Here is a 20,539-nt window from a genome sequence, read left to right as displayed (position 1 = left end):
GTTGGGAGCCGCGCTAGCGCCGTAGCTTCCGCTTGATCCGTTGTACAAAGCTCGGCGGCGGCAGATGCAATCCGTGGATCTTCGGCGCCGCCCCCCATTTGTCGCGGAACCGGGCGGCATCGGCCTGTTGATCCTGGGTCTGGCGCATCGATACTGATCGGTACCGCGTGGGCTTGTGCAAGAACACCGCGTCAGAGGCCGCCGCCACCCGCAGATCCGCCGCAGCGCAAGACATGAAGAAATCAAACAATTCGAAGAAAAAGTCGAACTCCGCATCGAAGCGCACCCGGTCAAACACGGTACGGCGGCACAGCATCGTGGCCAGCACATCATCCATCCGGATCACCCGCCCCGCCAAATCTCCGTGGTACCGGATCGGGAATTTCTCGATCCACCGGGTGCCATCATGGTCAAACCCGTCTTTATAAACGAAGCCCAGGGCGCGTTCGCTGTCCTCCTCGATCCAGCGGCCCGCCACGATATCAAGGTCATGGCGGATCAACGCCGCGCCAAGCACCTCAAACGCACCCGCGGTAATCTCGTGATCGTCATCCATAAACAGGATGAAATCCGTCTCGCAGGCTTCCGCCATGCGCTGGCGCGCCTCGCTGGGGCCGACATTATGATCCAATCGGATATGGAGCAGGTTGGGATCGGCCTCGGCCAAACGGATATATTGGTCGTGGATGGCGGCGTCGGTCTCTTTCGGGGTGCTGTTGAGAACAAGGATCCGTGGCTTAGGGCCAACATGCTGCCGGATCGACGCGATGCCATTGCCCAGGCTTTGCGGACGCCCATTGGTAGGAATTGCAAAGCTAAGATCGCCGGGGCCAATATCGGCACGAACCGGCATGTTCGGGTCGGTTTGAATGGTCATAATCCTACTTTATTGAGCCGCGTTTGACTGCGGAAGGCCGGTCCGGGCGCGAAATGGCCAAGGCAACAACATCACGATCAAAAACGCACTGATAAACAGCGGCACCACATGGCGGATGTAAAGGAAGCCGACAAGATATGGCAGCGCATAGGCCGCGAAGGCCCCCAGAAAGACAAGGCCCGCATAACGGCGCGGATCACGCCATCCCTGACCATCGCCCCGGCGCAGCAGCCATGCCGCGGCGGCGATCAGCGCAACCCATTGCACGATGCGATTGACCACCATCCCCACATCATGGACCAAGATCTTCACCAGGCGGTTCCGGTTGAAATCGAAATCGGCCACATGGATGAACAAAACCCGGAGCTTCAGCAGACCGTTTTGCAGCACTTCATCGGGGTTTTCACGCATATAGGCCGTGGCCCGGTCGGCGAACCAGGCATTCTCTTCCCATTCATCGGTGAAATCAGGCGCACCATCACGCAATTCGGGGTTTAGGATATCCAGATGCCCCCAGGGATAGATATCGGCGACCTGCGGATTGTTGCCCTTGAACAGGTTCATGCCGTTATTGGAACTGGCGCCACTGCCGAAAGCGAAATGGCCGGTCTGCACATAAGTAAAGCCGCCCCAGGCCAGCATCGCCGCCAAAAGCGCCACGGCGGGTGCGGCGCGGCTGATCCCCAAATCGGCCTTGGGCAGGTTCAACAAGGCCAGCACAGCCAGCCAGGCGCAGAAGACCAAAACCGAGCTTTTGGTCAGGTACATGGCCGCCACCAGCAACGCCAAGATCCACATATCTGCCGGGCGCCGGGCGATGATCGTCAAGCCGATCGCGATGGGCACCAGGGCGAATAGGATCGCTTCCTCATAGGACAGGCCCATCATCACAAACGCATTGACCGGAATGCAGAACATCACCGCCACGCTCAGCGCCAGAACCCGCCGATCAGCCCCCATCACACGCCCATAGCGCAGCAGAAACATCAAAAGCAGGCCCACGAAGATCACGTTCTTCAAAATCGTCATGGCTGTGATCGATCCGGTGATCTGCCACAGCGCCGCATAGAGCAGCGGCAGGACCGGCATCTTGCTGGCCACCCAGGACCGGTCATCGCGCACCACCTCATAGCTGCCGGTTTCAAGGATGGCTTCGATGAACAGCCCGATGGCGGCCCCCAATTGGTAGGGATGATCGGGAATGCGCAGAAGCAGCAGGAACGCCATGGCCCCAATCGATGCGAGCATTGCCATCCCGATGGCCGCAACCAGGAGCCTGTTGGTCTGAATCCAAGACAGCATGTTGCCTCCGCAACGCGAATACCTTGCGTCTCTATATCGCTGCCAGACCACTGCCGTCATCCGATAATCGGGATAAAGCAGAATAGACTTGGCGCATGCGGCTGCGGGGCGGGACCGAATCGGCTAGGACAGCGCCGAACCGGCTGGATCCACGGAGATATCCCATGCAATCGCGCGAGCAGATCGATGACAGGCTGCAACGGCATCCGGCAATCGGATCTGAGCCCCGCCTGGACGGGCCGCGGCGCATTCATCCCGACCGGCTGAAGGCCCGCGGCGTCAAGATGGAAGCCCGCGTTTTGCTGAAATCACTGATCGCCCCCCAAAACAAACCCAAGCCCTTTGTCATCTACGGCCGCCCCCGGTCTGGGACCACCTTGTTGGTGCGGCTGTTGGATCAGGTGCCGGGGCTGCGCTGCGATGGGGAATTGCTGCATTATTTCCTTGTCTCGCCCCTGGGATTCTTGGCCCGCCTGCCGCGCCGAACCGAACCGGATGTGCGGGCCTATGGCGTCAAGCTGATCTCATATCACTTGACCGAAGTGCAGCGGATCCGCCGCCCCCTGGCATTTTTCGACCGACTCGGGGCGTTGGATTACACGGTGCTGCACCTGACACGGAGCACCTGGGATCAGACCCTGTCCCTGGCCAAGGCGCAGCGCAGCGGGGTGTATTTCAGCAAATCCAATGCTGGCCTGGGCGGGCTGCGGATTGATCCCGATTATTTCCTGGCCCTGCTGCAATGGAACGAGGACATCTTGGATTACGAGCGTGAGGTGATGAACCATGTCGATCATCTGCCGCTGCATTATGACGACGATCTGAAGAACGCCGCGCAGCACCAGGCCACGATCAACCGGGTCTGTGCCCATCTGGGGCTGCCCTCAGCGCCGGTAGAGGCGAAGATGAAGCGAACGGGGGGCAAAGATGGGCTCCAGACGGTCGAAAATCTCGATGAACTGGCCGCGCATGTGCGCCAAAGCCCTCTGGCGCATCTGGTGCCCGACACATGCGCATAATCAGAGGCTGATCCGCTTGTCAGAGCCGTTTTTCAAGATGCGGCTCGGCTTGGGCCGATAAGGCCTGGGCGGCCCGGGCATCGATCTCGGCCACGGCTCGGGCTTTGCCCACCCGCAATGCGCGGCGCTGATAGGCGCGGATAAAGGCCACAAGGTCGCGATCATCGAGTTGCCGGGCTCCGCCCAACCAAGCCCCCAGATAGCCCTGCAACATCGCCAATCCGCCCAACACATAGGGCGGTTCAGCCATGCGGAAGGCACAGGTCGCTGCATAAAAAAGCGGGTCCGATCCCATGAAATACTGGCCACGGCCATGGCGTCGGCGGCCTTCATAGATCGAAACCTGTGACGACCCCATCGGCCGCAAATGCTCGAAATTCAGATCGTCGTGGTCCCAACTGACGGCAATCCACCCCATCTGACGGGCCTTGTGGCAATCGATGGCATCCCACATCACTTCGCGCACGAACCCCCCGATCTGTTCGAAACATGCGCGCCGGAAGAATTTGGTCATCCCCACCGACATTTCATCACCGCGCCGTTCCGACACCAATTGATCGCCGCGCCGCACATAGGGTTTGCCTGAACAGGTGCCGATACGGGGATTGGTCTGCATCCGTTCGATAAGCGTTTCGAAATATCGCGGAGGGAGATCCAGATCCAAATCAAGTTTGCAGAGATAGGCGAAATCTTCCAATGAAACCGTCTCTAACCCGGCGTAAAACGCCTCGATCACGCCGGGTCCTACGGCGCGGTGGCCACGATCGGGCTTGGGCACGACACGGATCCAGTCGTGGCGCGCGGCATAATCTGCCAGGATCTGGGGCGTTGCATCGCTGGAGCCATCGTCGACGATCACCCACAGGGCGGGCGGGACGGTCTGTGCCACAACGCTGTCGAGCGTGCGGCGCATATAATCGGCCTCGTTCCGGCAGGGCGAAATCAGCACATAGGCGCGGGGATCGGACATGGACACAGATCTCTGAATAAAGGCCCCCACCCTATAGCGAAGAACATTCCGCCACGTCAGGGGGGCGGGGCAATGTTAAAGACTTTGGCCGGGGATCGGATCGGGGCTGTCGGGGCGGTGCCCCAGGACCCAATCATAGATATCGGCGATCTGCCGGGCTTTGGCGGGCCAAGTGAAGACGGTATGGGCGCGGGTATGGGCGGCCTCGGCCAAGGCGGGCAGAATGTCAGGTTGGGCGATGATGTGATCGAGCTGCTGGCGCAGGGCGGCGATGATGTCCCCGCGCGGGCCGATGGGCACTTTCAGGCCGGTGCCCGGCACCACCAATTCCCCGGGCCCCGCATAATCCACGATCACAGGCACCAGGCCCAGGGCCATGGCTTCAAGGACGACACCGCCACCAAATTCGCGGATCGACGGAAACAGCAGGATGTTGCTGGATACGGCAATGTCCTGGACCTGTTCGTGGGGCACCTGGCCATGGAATGTAACAGCATCGCCCAAGCCCTCACGCGCCACCAGCGCCTCAAGCTCGGCCCGCATCGGACCGTCGCCAACGATGTCAAAGGCCATTTTGCCTGCTCGCATCAGGTCCGCGGCCGCCTCGATCGCCATATCCGGGCCTTTGTAGGGGACCAGCCGCCCGATGAAGCAGGCCCTGAGCGGGCCGGTCAGATCCTGGACGCTGCGTTTGTTGAACCGGTCGGGATCGATCGCATTTTCAGGTAGGTAGATCCGCTTGCCATGATAGGCCGGGGGGATCTCCCCCGCGGTATGGTGCGATCCCGCGAGGATCGCGGCGCTGGCCTCGAACATCCGCCGCCGCCCGGGAGCGAGTTTGTAAGCGCTGCGTATATAGGACAGCCATTCCCGCTCGCGTCGGCGCTCGGCATCGAAACCCTTGGGCCAGGGCACCCCGCCATTCAGCGGCCCCATTAGAAACGGCACACCGGCCCGCGCACATTTTGCAGCGATGGGCGACACGGCCGTGGGGGTCAGCGGCGTGATGCGGTGCACCAAATCATAACGTCCGGCCCGCAGATCGGGGCCGAATTGGCGCCAGACGCAGCGTTCGAAATACGGATAGACCAGCCCCGCCACCGCCGTGGCCATGGTCCACCCCTTGCCCTTGCCCATGCGTAGGACCTGCCCGGCCCGCCAGATCGGGCGGGTCACAGCCTCGGTGTCGATGGCGGTGAAATCCTGCCCTTCGACCAGGCCACGGGCGGCGATGGCATCACGATTGCGCACCTGGGTGACCAGATGCACATCCGCCACCTGCCGCAGGGCCTGGGTCAGAGACCAGCCAATCAACGGCACGCTGACCCAATCGGGATTGGCCGCTTCGGCGATCACCAACACAGAGGGGCGGGCAGATGAGGAAGATGTGATCTCAGTCATAAAATGGGTTCAGCCGCCCTTGGACAATCTGGCGCTCACCCAGCAAACCAGGCGCCCCTTGTCCAGCCATTTCACATCTGAGGAAACAATCGCGGCGTGTTTCAGGGACCGGTGCCGGATGTGTGGCGCCTGATATGAAACGCGCGCCGTTACGATAGAAACAAACTATTGCCAAGGCCCTTAACCGAAACGTGAAGTTTTTCATCTGTGTCGGTGGCGGATCTCTGCTATAGGCTCGGATAAATTATTTGTTGATTTGATCTGGATTCTCCACATGGCATTTCTGCAGGCCGCGCGCCCCAGCTTCCGGGGGCTCACACAATTTACCACCTGGGGTGTGTTCTGGCTGATCGTGTCGGTCGTCTCGGCGGCCCTGTTCTTCGCCGATGGCTTGGATGCGTTGGTGTTTGCTTGGCAATTGCCGGAATATAGCCATGGGCCGCTGATCCCGGTTCTGTCACTGCTGCTGTTCCTGCGCCAGCTCAAAAGCGTGCCCGAAAATCCCGGCCCCGTCAGGGATCGTTGGCTGGGGGTGGGTGTGATCGTCTTGTCACTGGCTGTGGCGGCTGTGGGCAAGATGGCCAACATCCCCGATGTGATCATCTATGCCACAATCATCTGGGTCTTCGGCATCCTGCTGGTCAGCTTCGGCACCAAGGTCGGCCTCGCCTTCTGGCCGCCGGTTCTGCACTTGGTCTACATGCTGCCGCTGCCCGATACGCTGTATTACAAGATGACCAATCACCTGCAGCTGATTTCGTCCGAGCTGGGTGTGTGGTTCCTGAAAATCTTCAACGTGCCGGTCTATTTGCAGGGCAACATCATCGATCTGGGCGTGCTGCAATTGCATGTGGCTGATGCCTGTTCAGGGCTCCGCTACCTGTTCCCGATCCTCTCGTTCAGCTACATTTTTGCCGTTCTGTACAAAGGTCCGACCTGGCATAAGGCGATCCTTCTGATCTCGGCCGTGCCGATCACCATCCTGATGAATTCCGTGCGCATCGCGGTTGCAGGTGTCATCGCCAATACCTGGGGGGTCGATTGGCTGAACGGCTTTACCCATTTCTTCGAAGGTTGGGTCATCTTCATCGCCTGTATCGTTCTGCTGTTCCTACTGGCCTGGGTGATGCTGCGCTTTCAGAAGCAGAAGATGGGTCTGGCCGAGGCGCTGGACCTGGAAACCGATGGTCTGGGCACGCAAGCCGCCCGTCTGCGCCTGGTGCAGCCATCCGCCGCGATGATCACCGGGGCCGCGATTGCGATCACCGCGCTGGCCGCATGGCAATTCGTCCCTGAGCGCGGCGGCGCCGCGGTCGAGCGTGACAGCTTCGCCGTGTTCCCGCGCAGCTTGGGGGAATGGAGCCAGGTCGGCCCCCGTGAATTGTTGGACCCTGCGGTCGAACAGACCCTGCGGGCCGACGATTATCATCAAATCACCCTGCGCAACCCGGATGCCAGCACCGATGTGGGCCTGTTCATGGCCTGGTATCAGGATCAGACCCGGGGCGGCGTACATAGCCCGGAAATCTGTCTGCCCGCCACGGGATGGGAAATCGCCTGGCTTGAGCGGACCGACATCACCGAACAGATGGGCACCGCGACGCCCTTCAACATCAACCGCGCCATCATCGAGCGCGGCACCACCCGCATGATGGTCTATTACTGGTTCCAGCAAGGCGACCGCCGCGTCGCCTGGGATTTAGCGGCCAAGTTCTACCTGATGGTGGATGGCATCACGACAGGAGCAACCGATGGAGCCATCGTGCGCCTGACGACATTGATCGGGACCGATGAAAGCGATGCCGAGGCGGAAGCCCGTTTGCAAAGCGTACTGAGCGAATTGGTGGACCCGCTGCCGCGCTTTATTCCAGAGGAGTAAGGCGGGGCGGAACCGTTGATGCTGCCATTGTGGCCATCCAGGTTTCTGCAAAATCGCTGCGGAGGTCGCCCCGCTGGACGTCATTCGCAGTGTTTCATTTGCGCAGGGCCGGAATGGCCGATCAAGACCTCGACCGCGGCGGCTAGGCAGGGATCTCGGTGATGGGCAGATGCCCTTGCGCCAGATCCTGGGCCAGGGCCACTTTACGGGCCGACACGGCGGCATAGATGGCCGCATCTCGCGCATAATGGTCCTGCACGAAAGCCCGCAATTCAGGCATGTCCAACAGGCCCGAGGCTTCAGCGGCGGATTTCTTCGTGGCCAGAACCCGCAGGGCTGTATCCTTCAACCTGGTATGCACATTCACGGGCAAGACCGATCGCAAACGGTCATTGACCTTATAGGCCAAGGTTCCGAACCCGCCCTTCACCCGCAGATCCACGTTTTGATTGGCGCGCGCCTCAGTCTCCATCGGCACGCCTGTCCGGCGCGAGATATAACCGATGAAATCGGGCACCAGATCCAGGGGGATCAGATTGCGCAGAACCTGGTCTTCGCCATCGAGGATGAAACGATCTTGCCGCATGAAGAAGATGAACGGGGCCGAGGGCGCATCGATTTCGGCAGCAACCTGATCAAGGATGCGCAACGTCGTCTCGCGCAGCTCGGCGGGCGGGATCAGGGTCATCGGGCGCTGTTCATATTGCCATAGGACCTGCCGCAAAGCCGAACCGAACCGTGCCAGCGGGTCGCGCACCACAGCGAAGGAATCCAACGCCCGGATCTGGGCGTAATGGTCCGGGAAATGGACACGTAGCTGATCCAGGGGGATATGCCCGAAATCGATCTGTCCCAAATCAGGATGGGTGCCTGACCGCGCCAATTCGATATGATCGGGATCCACCTGCAGGATCTGCCGCCGGATCGAGCTGCCTGCGCATTTGGGGATATGGACAAAGACGAAACCCTGGCCGGGACAGATGATCATGGGGCGCTCCGGGATGCTGGTGCGGATGGGGGCGCAAGGGCTGTGGCCACATGATCCACAAATGCCTCGCGGGAATAATGATCGGATTGCCAGGCGCTCAGCTCCTGGCCCGCTTGGGCGGCGGCGGCGGGATCGGCCAGCCAGGCGCAACAGGCCGCGGCAAAATCCGGCGCCCTGTCCGCCGCTATGGCGCCACTGGTCCCGTCCAAACCCGCAAAACCGCGCAGCGCATGGGGCACGGCGACCACGGGCCGGCCAAACGCGGCAGCCTCGATCACCTTGATCTTGGACCCGCCCCCCTGGCGCACAGGGCAAATGGCCAACCGGGCCTGAGCATATTCAGCGGCCAGATCTGCGACCTCGCCCACAAAGTCGACACCTTTGTGTTGGGCATAGGTCGCCTGCATGGCCGACCACTTGCCGCGACCGATAATTCGGATCCGGGCCGCAGGCCGCGCGGCGACAATATCGGGCCAGACCTGATCGAGGAACCAGCGGATCCCGTCGCGATTGGGCTGATGATCGTGGATCCCCACAAAAAGCAGCACCTCATCAGTGCCGGAGGGCGGTACGATCCCTTTGGGCTTGGGCCAATAGGGCACATTGGGCAAAAGCGCCGTCCGGGCGGGGGCAAGCGGCCAAATATCCTCAGGCGCCGCAAACCAGACAGCGCTGGCCCGGGCCAGTCGGGTCTGCAACAGCGTCGCCAGATGGGCAAGCCGGGCCCGGAACGGGGCAGCCGCAGCCAGTTTCGACCCGAGCGCCCCATTCAAAAGGGTGGCGTATTTCTGATCGTCCCGATCATCGACATCGACAAAGACACGCAGCCCCTGCCCCGCCTCGATCCCCGCCGCACAATACAACCGCGCATAACGGAAGATCACCGTATCCACGCTGTGCCGGGCGATATGATCCGTCAGATTTGCGTGCAAGGCAGGTTCAACGCCATAGCTGCGGGCCGGTTGCAGCACACGGACCGCGCCACCCAAGATCCGCGCCAGGCCGCGGCGGGGGGTCACCCTGTCACTGTCAAACGCCGCCATACTCGCAAGGCCCGGCATCACATCGGCAGGGTCCGGCATTGCCCGGGCGCCATCCAGAACCACCACATGTACCGGGCCAACCGCGTGGGCGCCTTCCATCAGCAGGCGGCTACGCTGGCCGGTGCCGGTGCGTTCGCTGGGAAACCGCGGCAGCACCACAAGCGTGATTGGATGATCTGTGCCGCTCACCGGGTCGGCCCCCCTGCCCTAGCCCGCAAGGTCTCAAACAGAGCGTAATCTGCTGCGTAGTGCCGTTTTATGTGGCGGATCGTAGCCTCGGAAAATGGCACATCCGTAACCCGAGGCTGACGTTGCGCGGCGCGCAGCCGAGGCGCCTCGCGGGGGGGAGCCTTGTCCGATATGTCCGGGTCAAGTCCAGTGCGTGACACGATCCAATCGGTGACCTGATCCAACCCATCTTCCAGAAAAAACGGCGTCAGCCCCTCGCGCCAGAATTCCGATTGCGGACGGTAATGGTTGTTGCCGCGGTAAGGCATGAACCGGGCCACCAACAGCGCACCCCGCACCCAGATATCGGGATCCACCCACCAGGTCGTGTGAAAAAACTGATATCCATAGAGCGGCCGCCCCCGCAAACGGGCCAGGGCGGCCAGGATCCAATTGATCGGATTCCAACTGCGCCGGGCCGGGCGGGCAAACATCCGAAACTCGCTGCGCAACCGATCCACCGGATCGCGAAAAATGATGAAGCCGTCATCATAGAAATTCACCGGCACAAGATGGTCGTAGATCGCGGCATGGACGTGGTCGGCGGTGGATCTCGACCAATCATCCCGTCCCCCGCGCCCATCCAAGGCCGTGCGCCCATGATCCTGCAGGAACCGTTTGATCGAAGTGCCGCCACATTTAGGCACATGCACGAAGAACAAGATCGTATCGTTCACGCGGGCAATGGGCATCGGGGCGGGTCTCCGGAGGGTCGTGCCTGGGGCGTCGGGTCTGTGCCAGTGCGGCGGTGCTAATCTAATCGATCCAAGATGTCTTGCTGAATGCGGGGATACCATGCCTCGATCTCGGCGGTATCGCGGGCCCAAACATCGCGCCACAGGCCCATGACCCGCAACACGCCGCGCGCCTGTGGCAGGGTAAGCCGCCCCGATAAAAGATCCTTCAACGCCTCGCCCAATAGACGCCGCCGCAATAGACGGCGGTAGAGTGGCACGAATGTATCGGGATTGGCGGCATGGCGTTTGAGGAAAATGAGCATGTTGAGAAGCTGGAAGATCACCAGTTTTTGGCGCTTGAGCCGGCCACCCGCGGCCTCGAAATGGTGCAAATGGGCGTCATTGGCCCGTAAAACCACCCCATGGCGCCCATAGCGATAGGCCGCATCCAGATCCTCGAACGCCGCGTAATAGCGCAGCGCCGGATCGAAGGGTTCGGCCAGAGCAATGGACCGGCGCACGGTTGTCGCACTGCCCGGCATGAAGGCGATAGCAGTGACATCCACCACACCCGCCAGGGCAGCTGGCACGGCGCGATGGCGCGGCTCATCATATTTCAGGAACAGCTCGTCCTTATTTTGCAGCAGGATTTTGCGATTGAACCATCGCCCTATCCCGGTCTGAAGCACCCGCGCCTTCACCCCCGCGCCGGCGCGCCGCCCGGACGCCTTGCGTTGTGGCAGATCGCCCAGGGCCGTATCGGGCGCGGCCGGGGGCAGATCCGGCACCAGAACCGCTGCCACCCCGGCCACCGCACCCTGATGATCGGCGGCATAGATATCCAAGATCCGCTCGGCACAATCTGGGAACAGGAAACTGTCGTCATCAAGCAGAAAGACGATATCTCCGGTGCAGCGCGCGATACCCTCATTGCGTTGCGTGGCCGATGACCGGATCAGGCTGGTCGTGTAATCCAGCACGATCCCAGGCGCATCGGACAGGATGGCTTGCGCCAGCACAGCAACGTCCTGCCAATCGTCGGAGACGTCGACCACAACGATCTGCGCCGGAGGACATGTTTGCCGCTTGGCGTAATCCAGCGTGCGCAACAGCGCCTCGCGGCGGTTGAGCGTGGCGATACACAAGCTCCAGGAGGGGCGATCCGCCATCCCTGCCCCCTCAGTTGCGCCAGGCCGACAAATCAGCCCCGATCAACGCCTCCAACCGAGCGATATCTTCGGAAAACTCGGTTATGATTTCGGCTCTGAACTGCGTATCTGTGTCTGTTCTTGTCTTCGGTTCGGCGGGCCGCGACAGATGATTCATCATCACCACGCTCGGCTTGATCCCGATGGCGTTCAACACCCGTTTCGCAGGCGAAACCAGGGGCCGGATCCAGAATGGCGGCGCTGCGATGAATTGTGACAGGCCGGGAAAGCGTGGCTCGCGGCGGGTATTCGTGCGCGGCAGGCTCACCGGTTCGTCGAAATCGGGCAGATCCAGGAAATCGAGTACCCGCGACACCACCCCTGAGGGATCCTGCGCGATCTCTTCGAACCGCAGGACCAACACCTGATCGGGGCCAAACATCTCGAGATACCGCGCCACCTGATCGGCATAGGAATATACCTCGCGATACTGCAACTGCCGCGGCTCGGGGCAATAGGGCGGCAAGGATTGGCCCCGGGCCCGATCTGCTTGCAGGGCCCAAGCCTCTTGGAAGGTGGGGCGGTCTTCGCGGAACCCGTCGCGCAATTGATGATACAACGAACGGGCCGCATCGGCTGGATTGCGCAGGGACAGAATGATCCGGGCCTCCGGATTGGCGGCGTAGATTTGCGCGGGCGCCTCGGCACTCATCAGATAGAAAGCCGAGGCCTCTCCCAAAAGCGCATCGGCCGGCGCATCGGCAAACAATGCATCATAGGCGGCCCGATCGGCCACTTCCGACAGGCCGGGCAGATCCGGGCAGAAGAAATGCGGCTCTTTCGGGCTGCACATGAAAATCCGCCCATGGCGGATCAACAGCATATGAAGGCTGGAAGTCGCACATTTCGGCGCCCCGACCAAAAAGAAATCGGGGGCGTCAGAGACCCGAGCGGCGTTACGGTCAGAGGCAGGCGCAGGGCGCGGCATAGACATGGAACGGGCAGGCCTTCATACGGTCGAGATCCGCGCTGGTCTATCAAGGCATAGCCCGTTGCACCAACGATAAAAATGACGCCAATGCCGCAGAGCAGCGACTGGTCTGGTGATGGGCGCGCTGATATAGAGGCGCGGATCAGATGAAGGAGGTCCGCCCATGATCATCGACGGTCGCAGCGCCGAGGCCTCCGCGCCACAGGATTACGATATCCTCATCGTGGGGGCCGGGCCCGTTGGCATTACGCTGGCGCTGGAATTGTCCGGTCAGGGCCTGCGGATCGGGCTGCTGGAAAGCGGCGATACCGACTTCGACCCCGATACGCAGATGCTCAATGACGGCATTGTCACGGGCCATGATGCCGTCGATCTGGCGGCCATTCGGTTGCGGTTTCTGGGCGGTGCCACCAACCATTGGGGGGGGCGCTGCGTGCCGATGGACCGTATCGATTTCGAACGCGCGCCTTTGGGGGGGCTGACCGGCTGGCCGATCTCCTATGATGAGATGTGGCCCTATTACGAACGGGCCCATCCGTATTTTCAGATTGGGCGGCCAGAATATGATCCGCTGGAAATCGGCGATGTCAGCCGCGATGACCTGATGTTGCCCGATGCGGAGATCCTGCGCACCGTGGTGATCCGGCAGTCGGATATGCAATTTGGCCCCACCTATGAACAGGCGCTGGCCGATGCCGAGGATATCGACCTATGGCTCTGGACCAATGTGACTGGGCTGGACATCGATGGCGACGGACAGATCCGGGGCGTGACCACGCGGACATTGTCCGGTGTGGCGCGCGAATTCCGGGCGCGGTTCGTGGTTTTGGCCTGCGGTGCGGTGGAAAATGCTCGCCAGCTTCTGGCCTATAATGCCCGTGCCGCGACCCAGTTGGGAAATGAAGGGGATCTGCTGGGGCGTGGCTATATGGATCATCCCGCGGCGGGGGCGGGGTTCTTGTGGCTGGACGACCCCTTGCCGCCGCAGATCTATTGGAGCCTGCCGCCTGACACGGATGGCACAACGATCCGCTTTCTGTGGAGCCTGTCGGAAGATGTGCTGGCCCGTGAAGGGCTGAACAATATCCAGTTCTACCTGATCCCTTTCGATGAAACCCGCGATCCACGGATCCGCGAGGCCAATCAGGGGTGGAGCGCCCTGCGCGGGATCGCGAAGTGGATGTTGGGAGATCCGGGGCGCAACTTCCAGTTCTCGGAAGCCTATTGCAATGCGATCACCAATGCCGATGTGTTGGCGGCCGATGCGCTGGGAATGATCGACCGCGAGGGAGCCACCACGCGGCTATTGCTGAAATACGAGGTTGAGCAGCGTCCGGATCGCGACAATCGCGTGACCCTATCGGACGAGCGCGATGCGTTGGGCCAATTTCTGGCCAATCTGCATTGGTCGCCCTCCGATGCGGATCGCGACAGCATCATCCGCACCACCACCCTGATCGGTCAAGCCGTCGGTGCCGCTGGCTTGGGACGGGTCGAATTGGAAGATCATTTTGACGAGCCCTATTGGGCCAGCAACACATCCTGGCACCAGATGGGCACCACCCGAATGTCTGCGGCGCCGGAAGATGGCGTGGTTGATGTCGATGGTCGGCTATGGGGCAGTGAAAACCTGTATCTGGCCGGGGGCAGCGTGATGCCCACGGGCGGGCGGGCCAATCCGACGATGACCATGGTGGCGCTGTCGATCCGGCTGGCCGATCACCTCAAGCAAAGGATGGCGGCATGACACGGAAGGTCTTCAACCGGCGCAATATCCTGATCGGGGCCGTCATTGTGGTGGGTGGTGGCGGCATGGCCAGTGCGTTGGCCTGTCGGCCCGATGCCGAAAGCGCGGCGCTGGGGGAACAGCTGGACCGGCTCCGTGCGGCATTGGATGATATCGTGGCACCAGAGCGGATCGGGCGGGCCTATCGTGCGGAACGGGGCCTGTCAGCGGTGACTGCGGAATTCTTGGACACTCCCTATCTGAGCATGGCTGCAGCCTATGATTGCCCCGCAGCCTTGCGGGCTCATCTACGTGATCAGATCCGCGCCGATTTCGTGGCGGGCGACGTGGTGGTGGCCGACCGTTTCGTGGTGGCCCGGTCCGAATGTATCCTGGCTGCGCTGCTGGCGTGATGCGCAGCGCCCTGCCCTATTGTCCTCCGCCAGATTGCGCTTTGGCCCGAACCCAGCCCAGGAAGGCCCGATCCGGAGAGCGCAACCGGGGTCGCCCTGTCTGGGCCCACCAGGCCCGCCATTCCGCCTCCAATGCATAGACGTCCCAGCCCGGCATCATGGCACGGGCCTGATCCAACGTATCCGCAGACACAATCGGTGTGCCTGCCGCCTCGATCACCGCATCGCGGGGCGTGACACGTAAAATATCCCCTGGCTCTTCTGTCAGACTGTAATCGGGCAGCGGGTCGGCCGCGATCATCTCGCGCAGCATGGCGCGGAACACGCGCCGCGGCGAGGCGGAGCCGGATTTCTTCAGCAATGTGTCCACCGAGACCCGCCATTGATCTTGGCGCCCACAATGTTTGCGCGCCAACTCGTAGATCCGCCGCTCCAAAGGCTTTCGCAAGCGAAAGTAGTCCCGATTGAGGGTCAGGACCGATTTCGACAAAGCCGCACGGTAGAGCCATTCCGACAGGGTGACCGAAACGCTGATCATTCGGCCCGCGCGGGTGCGGCGCACGATCTGCCACGCCTCGATTAGGCCGAAGCCCTGGGTCACCTCGACCCCTCCCGTGGTCAGATTGGTGGTGATGCGGGTTCCTGCCAGGCGTTCGAAAGCGTCGCGCAGGCGGCGATACCCATCGCCCGACGTGTCGCGGCAGGTGGCCGCCAGAAGATCATGGGCCACCAGATGCAATGTCCGACCTACCGGTTTGCCCGCATTGATCGCCGCCATTAATTGCGAGACGCAGAAGATCAGGATGTCTTTGTCGTGGATTGTGGCCCGCCCCTTCACAGACGGCACGACCTGCACCGCGATGCCGTTGTGATAATAATCCAAGATCCGCCGATCCGGCCGGGTGGCCAGCGAGAAGATCGGATGCTCCATCGTGCCCATATCCCCCTTGGGAATGGGATCAAAGATATCGCAGAGGAAAAAATCCCCGTGGGGCGTCATCGCCCCGCCTGCCGCTACCATATTTATCTGCCCGAGTCGTTATCGTGGTTTCGGTGACACCGAGCTTAGGGGGCTGTGGATAAGTCGTCCAGCACTTCAAGTCAGCCCGTCGGGGTTTCGGAATCGCCTTGTCGTGGGTTCGGAGTCGGCAGATCGTGGGTTCAGAGTCGCTTACGCACTGATGAAGCAAAAAATATACCTATAATTCAGCGGGTTGTCTGACTATCTGGAAACCTTAACTAATAGATAACAGAAAATAACACGTGAAGTTTTTCTGGGATCGGCTTTGAGAACCGAAATATACTGAGAAAAACAGAGGCTTTGGGGGCCAATGTTGCGGTTTTGCTTCCATGTGACGCGTTTTGCGGTATGCTGAAAGAAAAGCGTCACATCGAGCCGTGAGGTGCCATGTCTATCACCGAAGACAGCCCCCCTTATATGGGGATTGCCCCCGATAGCGCAGCCGATGAGTTGAGCGCGCCGACCACGACAGACGGATTTGCCGCGTTGTCAAAGGCCTGTGCAAAGGGCCGCAATGATCTGATCGGACGGGGGCTGGATGCCTCGGGACAAAAATCCCTGCGCCGGTTTTCGACCTGGGAAATCACGCGCTACCTTATCCCAGTGGCTCCAGCCCATTTTCGCAGGGTCCTGCGCCAAAATCCCGATCTGCCCCAAGGCATGACCGAAACCGATGGCGGGGCCAAATGGTTTACACTCGATGAGGTGCTGCGGCTGCGGGCTCATTTCGCCAGCGAAGGATCGAAGACCAAGGATTACCTGCCCTACCGCCCGAAAGGCTTGCCCGCAAAGATCGTGGCAGTTGCGAATTTCAAGGGCGGCGTCGGCAAGACCTCGACCGCGGCCCATCTGGCAATGTCAGCAGCATTGGATGGCTACCGGGTCCTGGTGGTGGATCTTGACAGCCAGGGATCGATGACCTCGATCTTCGGAGGGCGCGTGGATGATGAATGGGCGACGGTCTTTCCGCTGCTGGCGCGCCATTACGGTGAGCATCTGCGCGAGGACAATCGCCGCCGCATGGACCGAGGGGAGGCGCCGCAAGCCCTGGACGAAACCTTGGATGAGGCATTGAAGATCGGCGCTTCGGATCTGGTGCAGAAAACCCATTGGCCCAATATCGATCTGATCGGGGCACAACTGGATCTGTATTGGGCCGAGTTCCAGATCCCTGTCTGGCGGATGCAAGGGCGCGGCTGGAAGCTGTGGGAGGCCCTGGGCGACCGTCTGGAGGCAGATGGCGTCCTGGACACCTATGACATCGTGATCCTCGATACACCCCCTGCCCTGGGCTATCTGACAATCAACGCTCTGGCTGCGGCGGACATCCTGCTGGTGCCCCTTGGTGCCTCATTCCTGGAATTCGATTCCACAGGTCGCTTTTTCGATATGCTCCACGCCACGTTTTCATCTATTGAAGAGACCGAGAATATGGCCGCGCGTGCCCTGGGCCTGGCAGAGACACGGTTCGAATGGGATGCGGTGCGCGCTGTGATCACCCGCTATGACGGATCCCAGCAGGTTGAGATGGCGGCGTTGATGCAGGCCTATATGGGCGGCGCGCTCAGCCCCTGGCGGCAAGATTATACGGCGCTGATCGGGCAGGCAGGTGAACAGGTGGCCGGGATCTATGAAGCCGATTACCGCGATTTCAACCGCGAAACCTATGCCAGGGGGCGCGCGGCCTTCGATGCCACCTATGCCGGGCTTAAGCGATTGCTGGTGGGATCGTGGCGGCGTGACGAACGGGCCCAGGCCCAGGCTGCCGAATAGCACAAAGACGGAGAGGGCGATCCTATGGCCAAACGCAAACGTCTGTCCCCGGCCCTTCTGGGCAGTACCGAACCGGCTCTAACTGGCGATACGGGATCGCAATCCGGGCCAGGTAGCCGGCCTCCGATCGCCCAGGTTGCCGGCGAGGCCGCCGAACAATCGGCCTTTGCCGAAGTGGCCCGCACTCTGACCGAGGCCCGAGAGGACGGGCGGCTGATCCAGAGAGTGCCCCTGGAGGCTGTCGAAACCGGGCATCTGGTGCGGGATCGAATGGCCTTCGATGACGATGATATGGCCGCCTTGCGCGCCTCGCTGGAGGCGCGGGGACAGCAAGTGCCCATCGAAGTGGTGACGTTTGAAACCGGTGGCTATGGCCTGATTTCAGGGCTGCGGCGGGTGATGGCGTTGCGCCAGATTGGGGCCAGCGAGGTCTTGGCATTAGTACGGACGCCGGCCAGCTCGGCCGAGGCGTATCTTGCCATGGTTGAGGAGAACGAAATCCGCGCCGGGATCTCGTTTTACGAACGTGCCCATTTGGCCGCCGAAGCCGCGCGGTTGGGGCTTTATGCCAGCCCTCAGGCGGCGATTGCGGCGCTCTTTCCGCGTGCCAGTGCCCCGAAGCGATCCAAGATCGGATCCTTCGTAACCCTGCACGGTGCTCTGGGGGATGTTTTGCGCTTTCCTGCGGGCATTCCAGAGCGGCTTGGCTTGGCTTTGGTCAAAGCCTTGGGATCTGATCCGGGCCTGGCTGACCGCCTGCGCGCTGATTTGATCGATGCTGCTCCCACCGATGCCGAGGCAGAGCGGACCATGTTGGAGGCTGCCTTGCGCAAGCCCTCCGCCGCGCCCCGGCAAAGCCCGCCGGAAGTTGCGCCCGGTATTCGGTTGGACGGCCGCAAGGGCAAGGTTGTTCTCTCGGGGCCGCGCGTGACAGAGGCGTTGCAGCGCGATCTCGTGGCTTGGCTGGCAGCCCGTTAGACTCTGAATCTGTTGAATAGAGCCGATTTCGCACGCGAAAGCCCTGAGAGTTTCGCGCGCGAAATTTAATGCTTTAGACCAAAAGCAGGTCGCTATTGCCATCTGCCTCAGGCTCGATCACCGGCGGTTCGGTGTCCGAATAAGTCCCTTGGCCATCGGTTAGCGCGTCCCAAAGTGCGGCCCCGCTATTCTGGGCATTCATCATGTCGCCGGCAGTTGCGATATTGGCCACCCCATTGCCTTGGCCTGCAGCCGTCAGCGAGAGCATCACCGTATCGGCATCGTAGTCGAAGGTCAGGGTTACATCTTGATCATCCTGCAGGCCCGAGATTTCGATCCTGTCGAACATGCCGACAATCTCATCGGCCTCCAGGAACGTTTGCTCGAAAGCCGATCCAGCCAGGGCCGAGATATCGAGGGCCAGGGTCCCGTCCCCAAGATCGATGCCCGACAGGACATTGGGGGCGTCGCCATGGGCGCCTGAGCGAAACTCGCTGATCACACCCAATCCGTTCTCATCGGCGATGAAGGCCAAACCGCCATTATCGCCAATATCCAGGATCGCCGTATCGCCATCATCGCCATCGAAACCGACACGCGCATCGCTGCCATCCACCAAGATGCGGCTGCCATCGTTAACTTCGAATTCGGCGCCGCCCGTGGCCAAGATGGCCTGGCCGCCTGTGACATGCAGATCGATCTGGCCCGTTACATCGCCGGTATTGGCAAAGCGCCCGCTGTTCACATCGATGTCGAATGTGTCGGTATCACTGAAACCATCTATCCAGAATTGGCCGACGCGGTCGATATCGACCTCCCCGCCATTGGCGCCGAGATCGATGTCGCCGGTCACATCAAGGCGGCCGCTATTGACCGACAGGCGCCCGCCCGATCCGAAATCCAGATCATCGACCTGTGTTGTGCCGCCAAAATTCACCCAATTTCCCGCCAGATCGACAGAGTCGCCGTCAATCGTGCCTGGGAGATCTTCGGTGTCCCAGTTCAGCCGGTTGTCCCAACGGATCCCATCCCCCAGATCGTTGGGGACAAAGCGCAATGTCGCTGCTTCGGTCCGCACGTCTTCGGCGATGCCAAACCCGTTTTGGAAATAGGCGATGATGTCATCGGCGGTCAGTGGATTATCTGGGTCGACATCCCCCTGGGCGCGCAGAAATTGTGCCAAATCGTCGATCGTGGCGGTGGGTTTCCCCAACAATTCTGCCGCAAACCGCTGCAGCGTGGTCTGATCGAGGGTTTCGGTATCAAGCCCTGCGATGTTGCGATTGGGGGAGTCGAAGTTATTGGCCGAAGGATTGTCGTTTGAAGCGACCCAATTGTAGACGATCGTATCGTCGTAATCGGTCCGGCTGGTAACTCGAAGCGCACCGCCAGGGCTGAGCTTGCTGGCCTGTTCCTCGGGATTGTCCGGATCGGCGAGATGGGCGACGATGTTGTCATGCAGGATCGAGTCCCAGCCATAGGCGTCAACGCCACGGGTCAGTGTACCGATGCTGCCGCTCTCGCCGACGGTTTTTGAGCCGCCAGAGGTGATTAGGTTATCGGTGAAGAGCGTGAAATGGCCATTTTGTTGTTCATCATTGGCTTTGTGCGCCCCCAAGAAATTTACCGCGGCGTTGTTGTCGGCGAAGACATTGTCTTCGATGAACCCGCCGGGACGCACCTGAGCGCCAAAGGAAGACCCGCGCATGATGATGTTGTCGCGCACCGTGATATCGGTCACGGTGTGTTGAATATATACGTTGTGGCTGAACACATTGGGCGTCATGCCAGAATCGGCGCTGCCATCGGGATCATACCCTTCGGTCCAGCCATTGTGGTCGTAGAAATTGCCCTCCAGCAGGAGGTGGTCGACATTGTGGAAATAAGAGCCTTGTTTCGGTTCGGTTTCCCATTGCGACGCGCCGCGCGGCGGGGCGTCGAAGGCGATGTCATAAATTGAGGAATCGCGGACTGTAAGCCCATCCACATTCTGAAAGCTGACGCTGTCTTCGGTTGAGACAAGCCCATCGAAGATAATGTTTGATCCGCCAAGGCCACCTGCACCGTTGCCCAGTTCCAGATCACGGACCACGACGTTTTTGCTG

The 20,539-nt window shown here is 61.0% G+C and carries 16 protein-coding genes and 1 pseudogene; 6 read left to right on the top strand and 11 right to left on the bottom strand.

What is annotated here, in order from left to right; translation table 11 throughout:
* Nucleotides 1-13: 13 nt before the first annotated feature.
* Nucleotides 14-877, bottom strand: a complete 864-nt coding sequence (locus V8J82_RS23360; RefSeq protein WP_339979470.1) for a glycosyltransferase family 2 protein — start codon at nucleotides 875-877, stop codon at nucleotides 14-16.
* 9 nt (nucleotides 878-886) lie between these two features.
* Nucleotides 887-2,179 (bottom strand): hypothetical protein, encoded by a 1,293-nt coding sequence (locus V8J82_RS23355; protein ID WP_339979468.1) that lies wholly within the window; start codon nucleotides 2,177-2,179, stop codon nucleotides 887-889.
* A 164-nt stretch (nucleotides 2,180-2,343) separates the two neighbouring features.
* Here V8J82_RS23355 and V8J82_RS23350 point away from each other — a divergent pair, with 164 nt between their 5' ends.
* Entirely contained in the window at nucleotides 2,344-3,198 is an 855-nt protein-coding gene (locus tag V8J82_RS23350; protein ID WP_339979465.1) for a sulfotransferase, read from the top strand.
* Nucleotides 3,199-3,217: 19 nt separating this feature from the next.
* Here V8J82_RS23350 and V8J82_RS23345 read toward each other — a convergent pair whose 3' ends face one another.
* Together V8J82_RS23345 and V8J82_RS23340 are read right to left on the bottom strand one after the other, a co-directional pair.
* Complete coding sequence (locus tag V8J82_RS23345) at nucleotides 3,218-4,168, bottom strand: glycosyltransferase family 2 protein (RefSeq protein ID WP_339979462.1); 951 nt, start codon at nucleotides 4,166-4,168, stop codon at nucleotides 3,218-3,220.
* A gap of 75 nt (nucleotides 4,169-4,243) precedes the next feature.
* Nucleotides 4,244-5,569: a glycosyltransferase family 4 protein gene (locus tag V8J82_RS23340; RefSeq protein ID WP_339979460.1), complete on the bottom strand. Its 1,326-nt coding sequence runs from the start codon at nucleotides 5,567-5,569 to the stop codon at nucleotides 4,244-4,246.
* Nucleotides 5,570-5,843: 274 nt separating this feature from the next.
* Between V8J82_RS23340 and xrtD the strand changes: the two genes are divergently transcribed.
* Nucleotides 5,844-7,448, top strand: coding sequence for a VPLPA-CTERM-specific exosortase XrtD (xrtD, locus tag V8J82_RS23335; protein WP_339979455.1), 1,605 nt, complete (start codon nucleotides 5,844-5,846; stop codon nucleotides 7,446-7,448).
* Nucleotides 7,449-7,590: 142 nt separating this feature from the next.
* Here the strand turns inward: xrtD and V8J82_RS23330 are convergent, their stop codons facing one another.
* The 5 genes from V8J82_RS23330 to V8J82_RS23310 are packed head-to-tail and all read right to left on the bottom strand — an operon-like array spanning nucleotide 7,591 to nucleotide 12,526.
* Complete coding sequence (locus V8J82_RS23330) at nucleotides 7,591-8,436, bottom strand: sulfotransferase family protein (protein ID WP_339979453.1); 846 nt, start codon at nucleotides 8,434-8,436, stop codon at nucleotides 7,591-7,593.
* Nucleotides 8,433-9,668, bottom strand: a complete 1,236-nt coding sequence (locus tag V8J82_RS23325; RefSeq protein WP_339979451.1) for a glycosyltransferase — start codon at nucleotides 9,666-9,668, stop codon at nucleotides 8,433-8,435. Before V8J82_RS23325 ends, V8J82_RS23330 begins: the two co-directional genes overlap by 4 nt.
* Nucleotides 9,665-10,399 carry a sulfotransferase family protein gene (locus V8J82_RS23320; protein WP_339979449.1) on the bottom strand — a complete coding sequence of 245 codons (735 nt, stop codon included), beginning with the start codon at nucleotides 10,397-10,399 and terminating at the stop codon, nucleotides 9,665-9,667. The genes V8J82_RS23325 and V8J82_RS23320 overlap by 4 nt, the downstream gene beginning before the upstream one ends.
* Nucleotides 10,400-10,458: 59 nt before the next feature.
* Nucleotides 10,459-11,553 carry a glycosyltransferase family 2 protein gene (locus tag V8J82_RS23315; protein ID WP_339979447.1) on the bottom strand — a complete coding sequence of 365 codons (1,095 nt, stop codon included), beginning with the start codon at nucleotides 11,551-11,553 and terminating at the stop codon, nucleotides 10,459-10,461.
* Between the two features lie 10 nt (nucleotides 11,554-11,563).
* Entirely contained in the window at nucleotides 11,564-12,526 is a 963-nt protein-coding gene (locus tag V8J82_RS23310; RefSeq protein WP_339979444.1) for a sulfotransferase, read from the bottom strand.
* 160 nt (nucleotides 12,527-12,686) lie between these two features.
* Here V8J82_RS23310 and V8J82_RS23305 point away from each other — a divergent pair, with 160 nt between their 5' ends.
* Together V8J82_RS23305 and V8J82_RS23300 are read left to right on the top strand one after the other, a co-directional pair.
* Nucleotides 12,687-14,270 (top strand): GMC oxidoreductase, encoded by a 1,584-nt coding sequence (locus tag V8J82_RS23305; RefSeq protein ID WP_339979442.1) that lies wholly within the window; start codon nucleotides 12,687-12,689, stop codon nucleotides 14,268-14,270.
* Nucleotides 14,267-14,662, top strand: a complete 396-nt coding sequence (locus tag V8J82_RS23300) for a hypothetical protein (RefSeq protein WP_339979440.1) — start codon at nucleotides 14,267-14,269, stop codon at nucleotides 14,660-14,662. The genes V8J82_RS23305 and V8J82_RS23300 overlap by 4 nt, the downstream gene beginning before the upstream one ends.
* A gap of 16 nt (nucleotides 14,663-14,678) precedes the next feature.
* Here V8J82_RS23300 and V8J82_RS23295 read toward each other — a convergent pair whose 3' ends face one another.
* On the bottom strand, nucleotides 14,679-15,662 hold the full coding sequence (locus tag V8J82_RS23295; RefSeq protein WP_339979438.1) for a replication initiator protein A: 984 nt from the start codon (nucleotides 15,660-15,662) through the stop codon (nucleotides 14,679-14,681).
* Nucleotides 15,663-16,070: 408 nt separating this feature from the next.
* Between V8J82_RS23295 and V8J82_RS23290 the strand changes: the two genes are divergently transcribed.
* Together V8J82_RS23290 and V8J82_RS23285 are read left to right on the top strand one after the other, a co-directional pair.
* A complete protein-coding gene (locus V8J82_RS23290; protein ID WP_339979436.1) occupies nucleotides 16,071-17,456 on the top strand; it encodes an AAA family ATPase in 1,386 nt (461 codons plus the stop codon).
* A 24-nt stretch (nucleotides 17,457-17,480) separates the two neighbouring features.
* The gene (locus V8J82_RS23285) at nucleotides 17,481-18,434 is read left to right on the top strand and encodes a ParB/RepB/Spo0J family partition protein (RefSeq protein WP_339979433.1); all 954 of its coding nucleotides are present in this window, start codon (nucleotides 17,481-17,483) and stop codon (nucleotides 18,432-18,434) included.
* A gap of 73 nt (nucleotides 18,435-18,507) precedes the next feature.
* On the opposite strand, the pseudogene V8J82_RS23280 reads toward V8J82_RS23285, so the two are convergent.
* Nucleotides 18,508-20,539, bottom strand: a pseudogene (locus tag V8J82_RS23280) (right-handed parallel beta-helix repeat-containing protein); the annotation flags it as partial.

The organism is Gymnodinialimonas mytili (assembly GCF_037544085.1).
GTDB lineage: Bacteria > Pseudomonadota > Alphaproteobacteria > Rhodobacterales > Rhodobacteraceae > Gymnodinialimonas > Gymnodinialimonas mytili.
The sequence above is the reverse complement of the archived record's forward strand: the minus strand, read 5'-3'. Positions and strand labels throughout refer to the sequence as shown.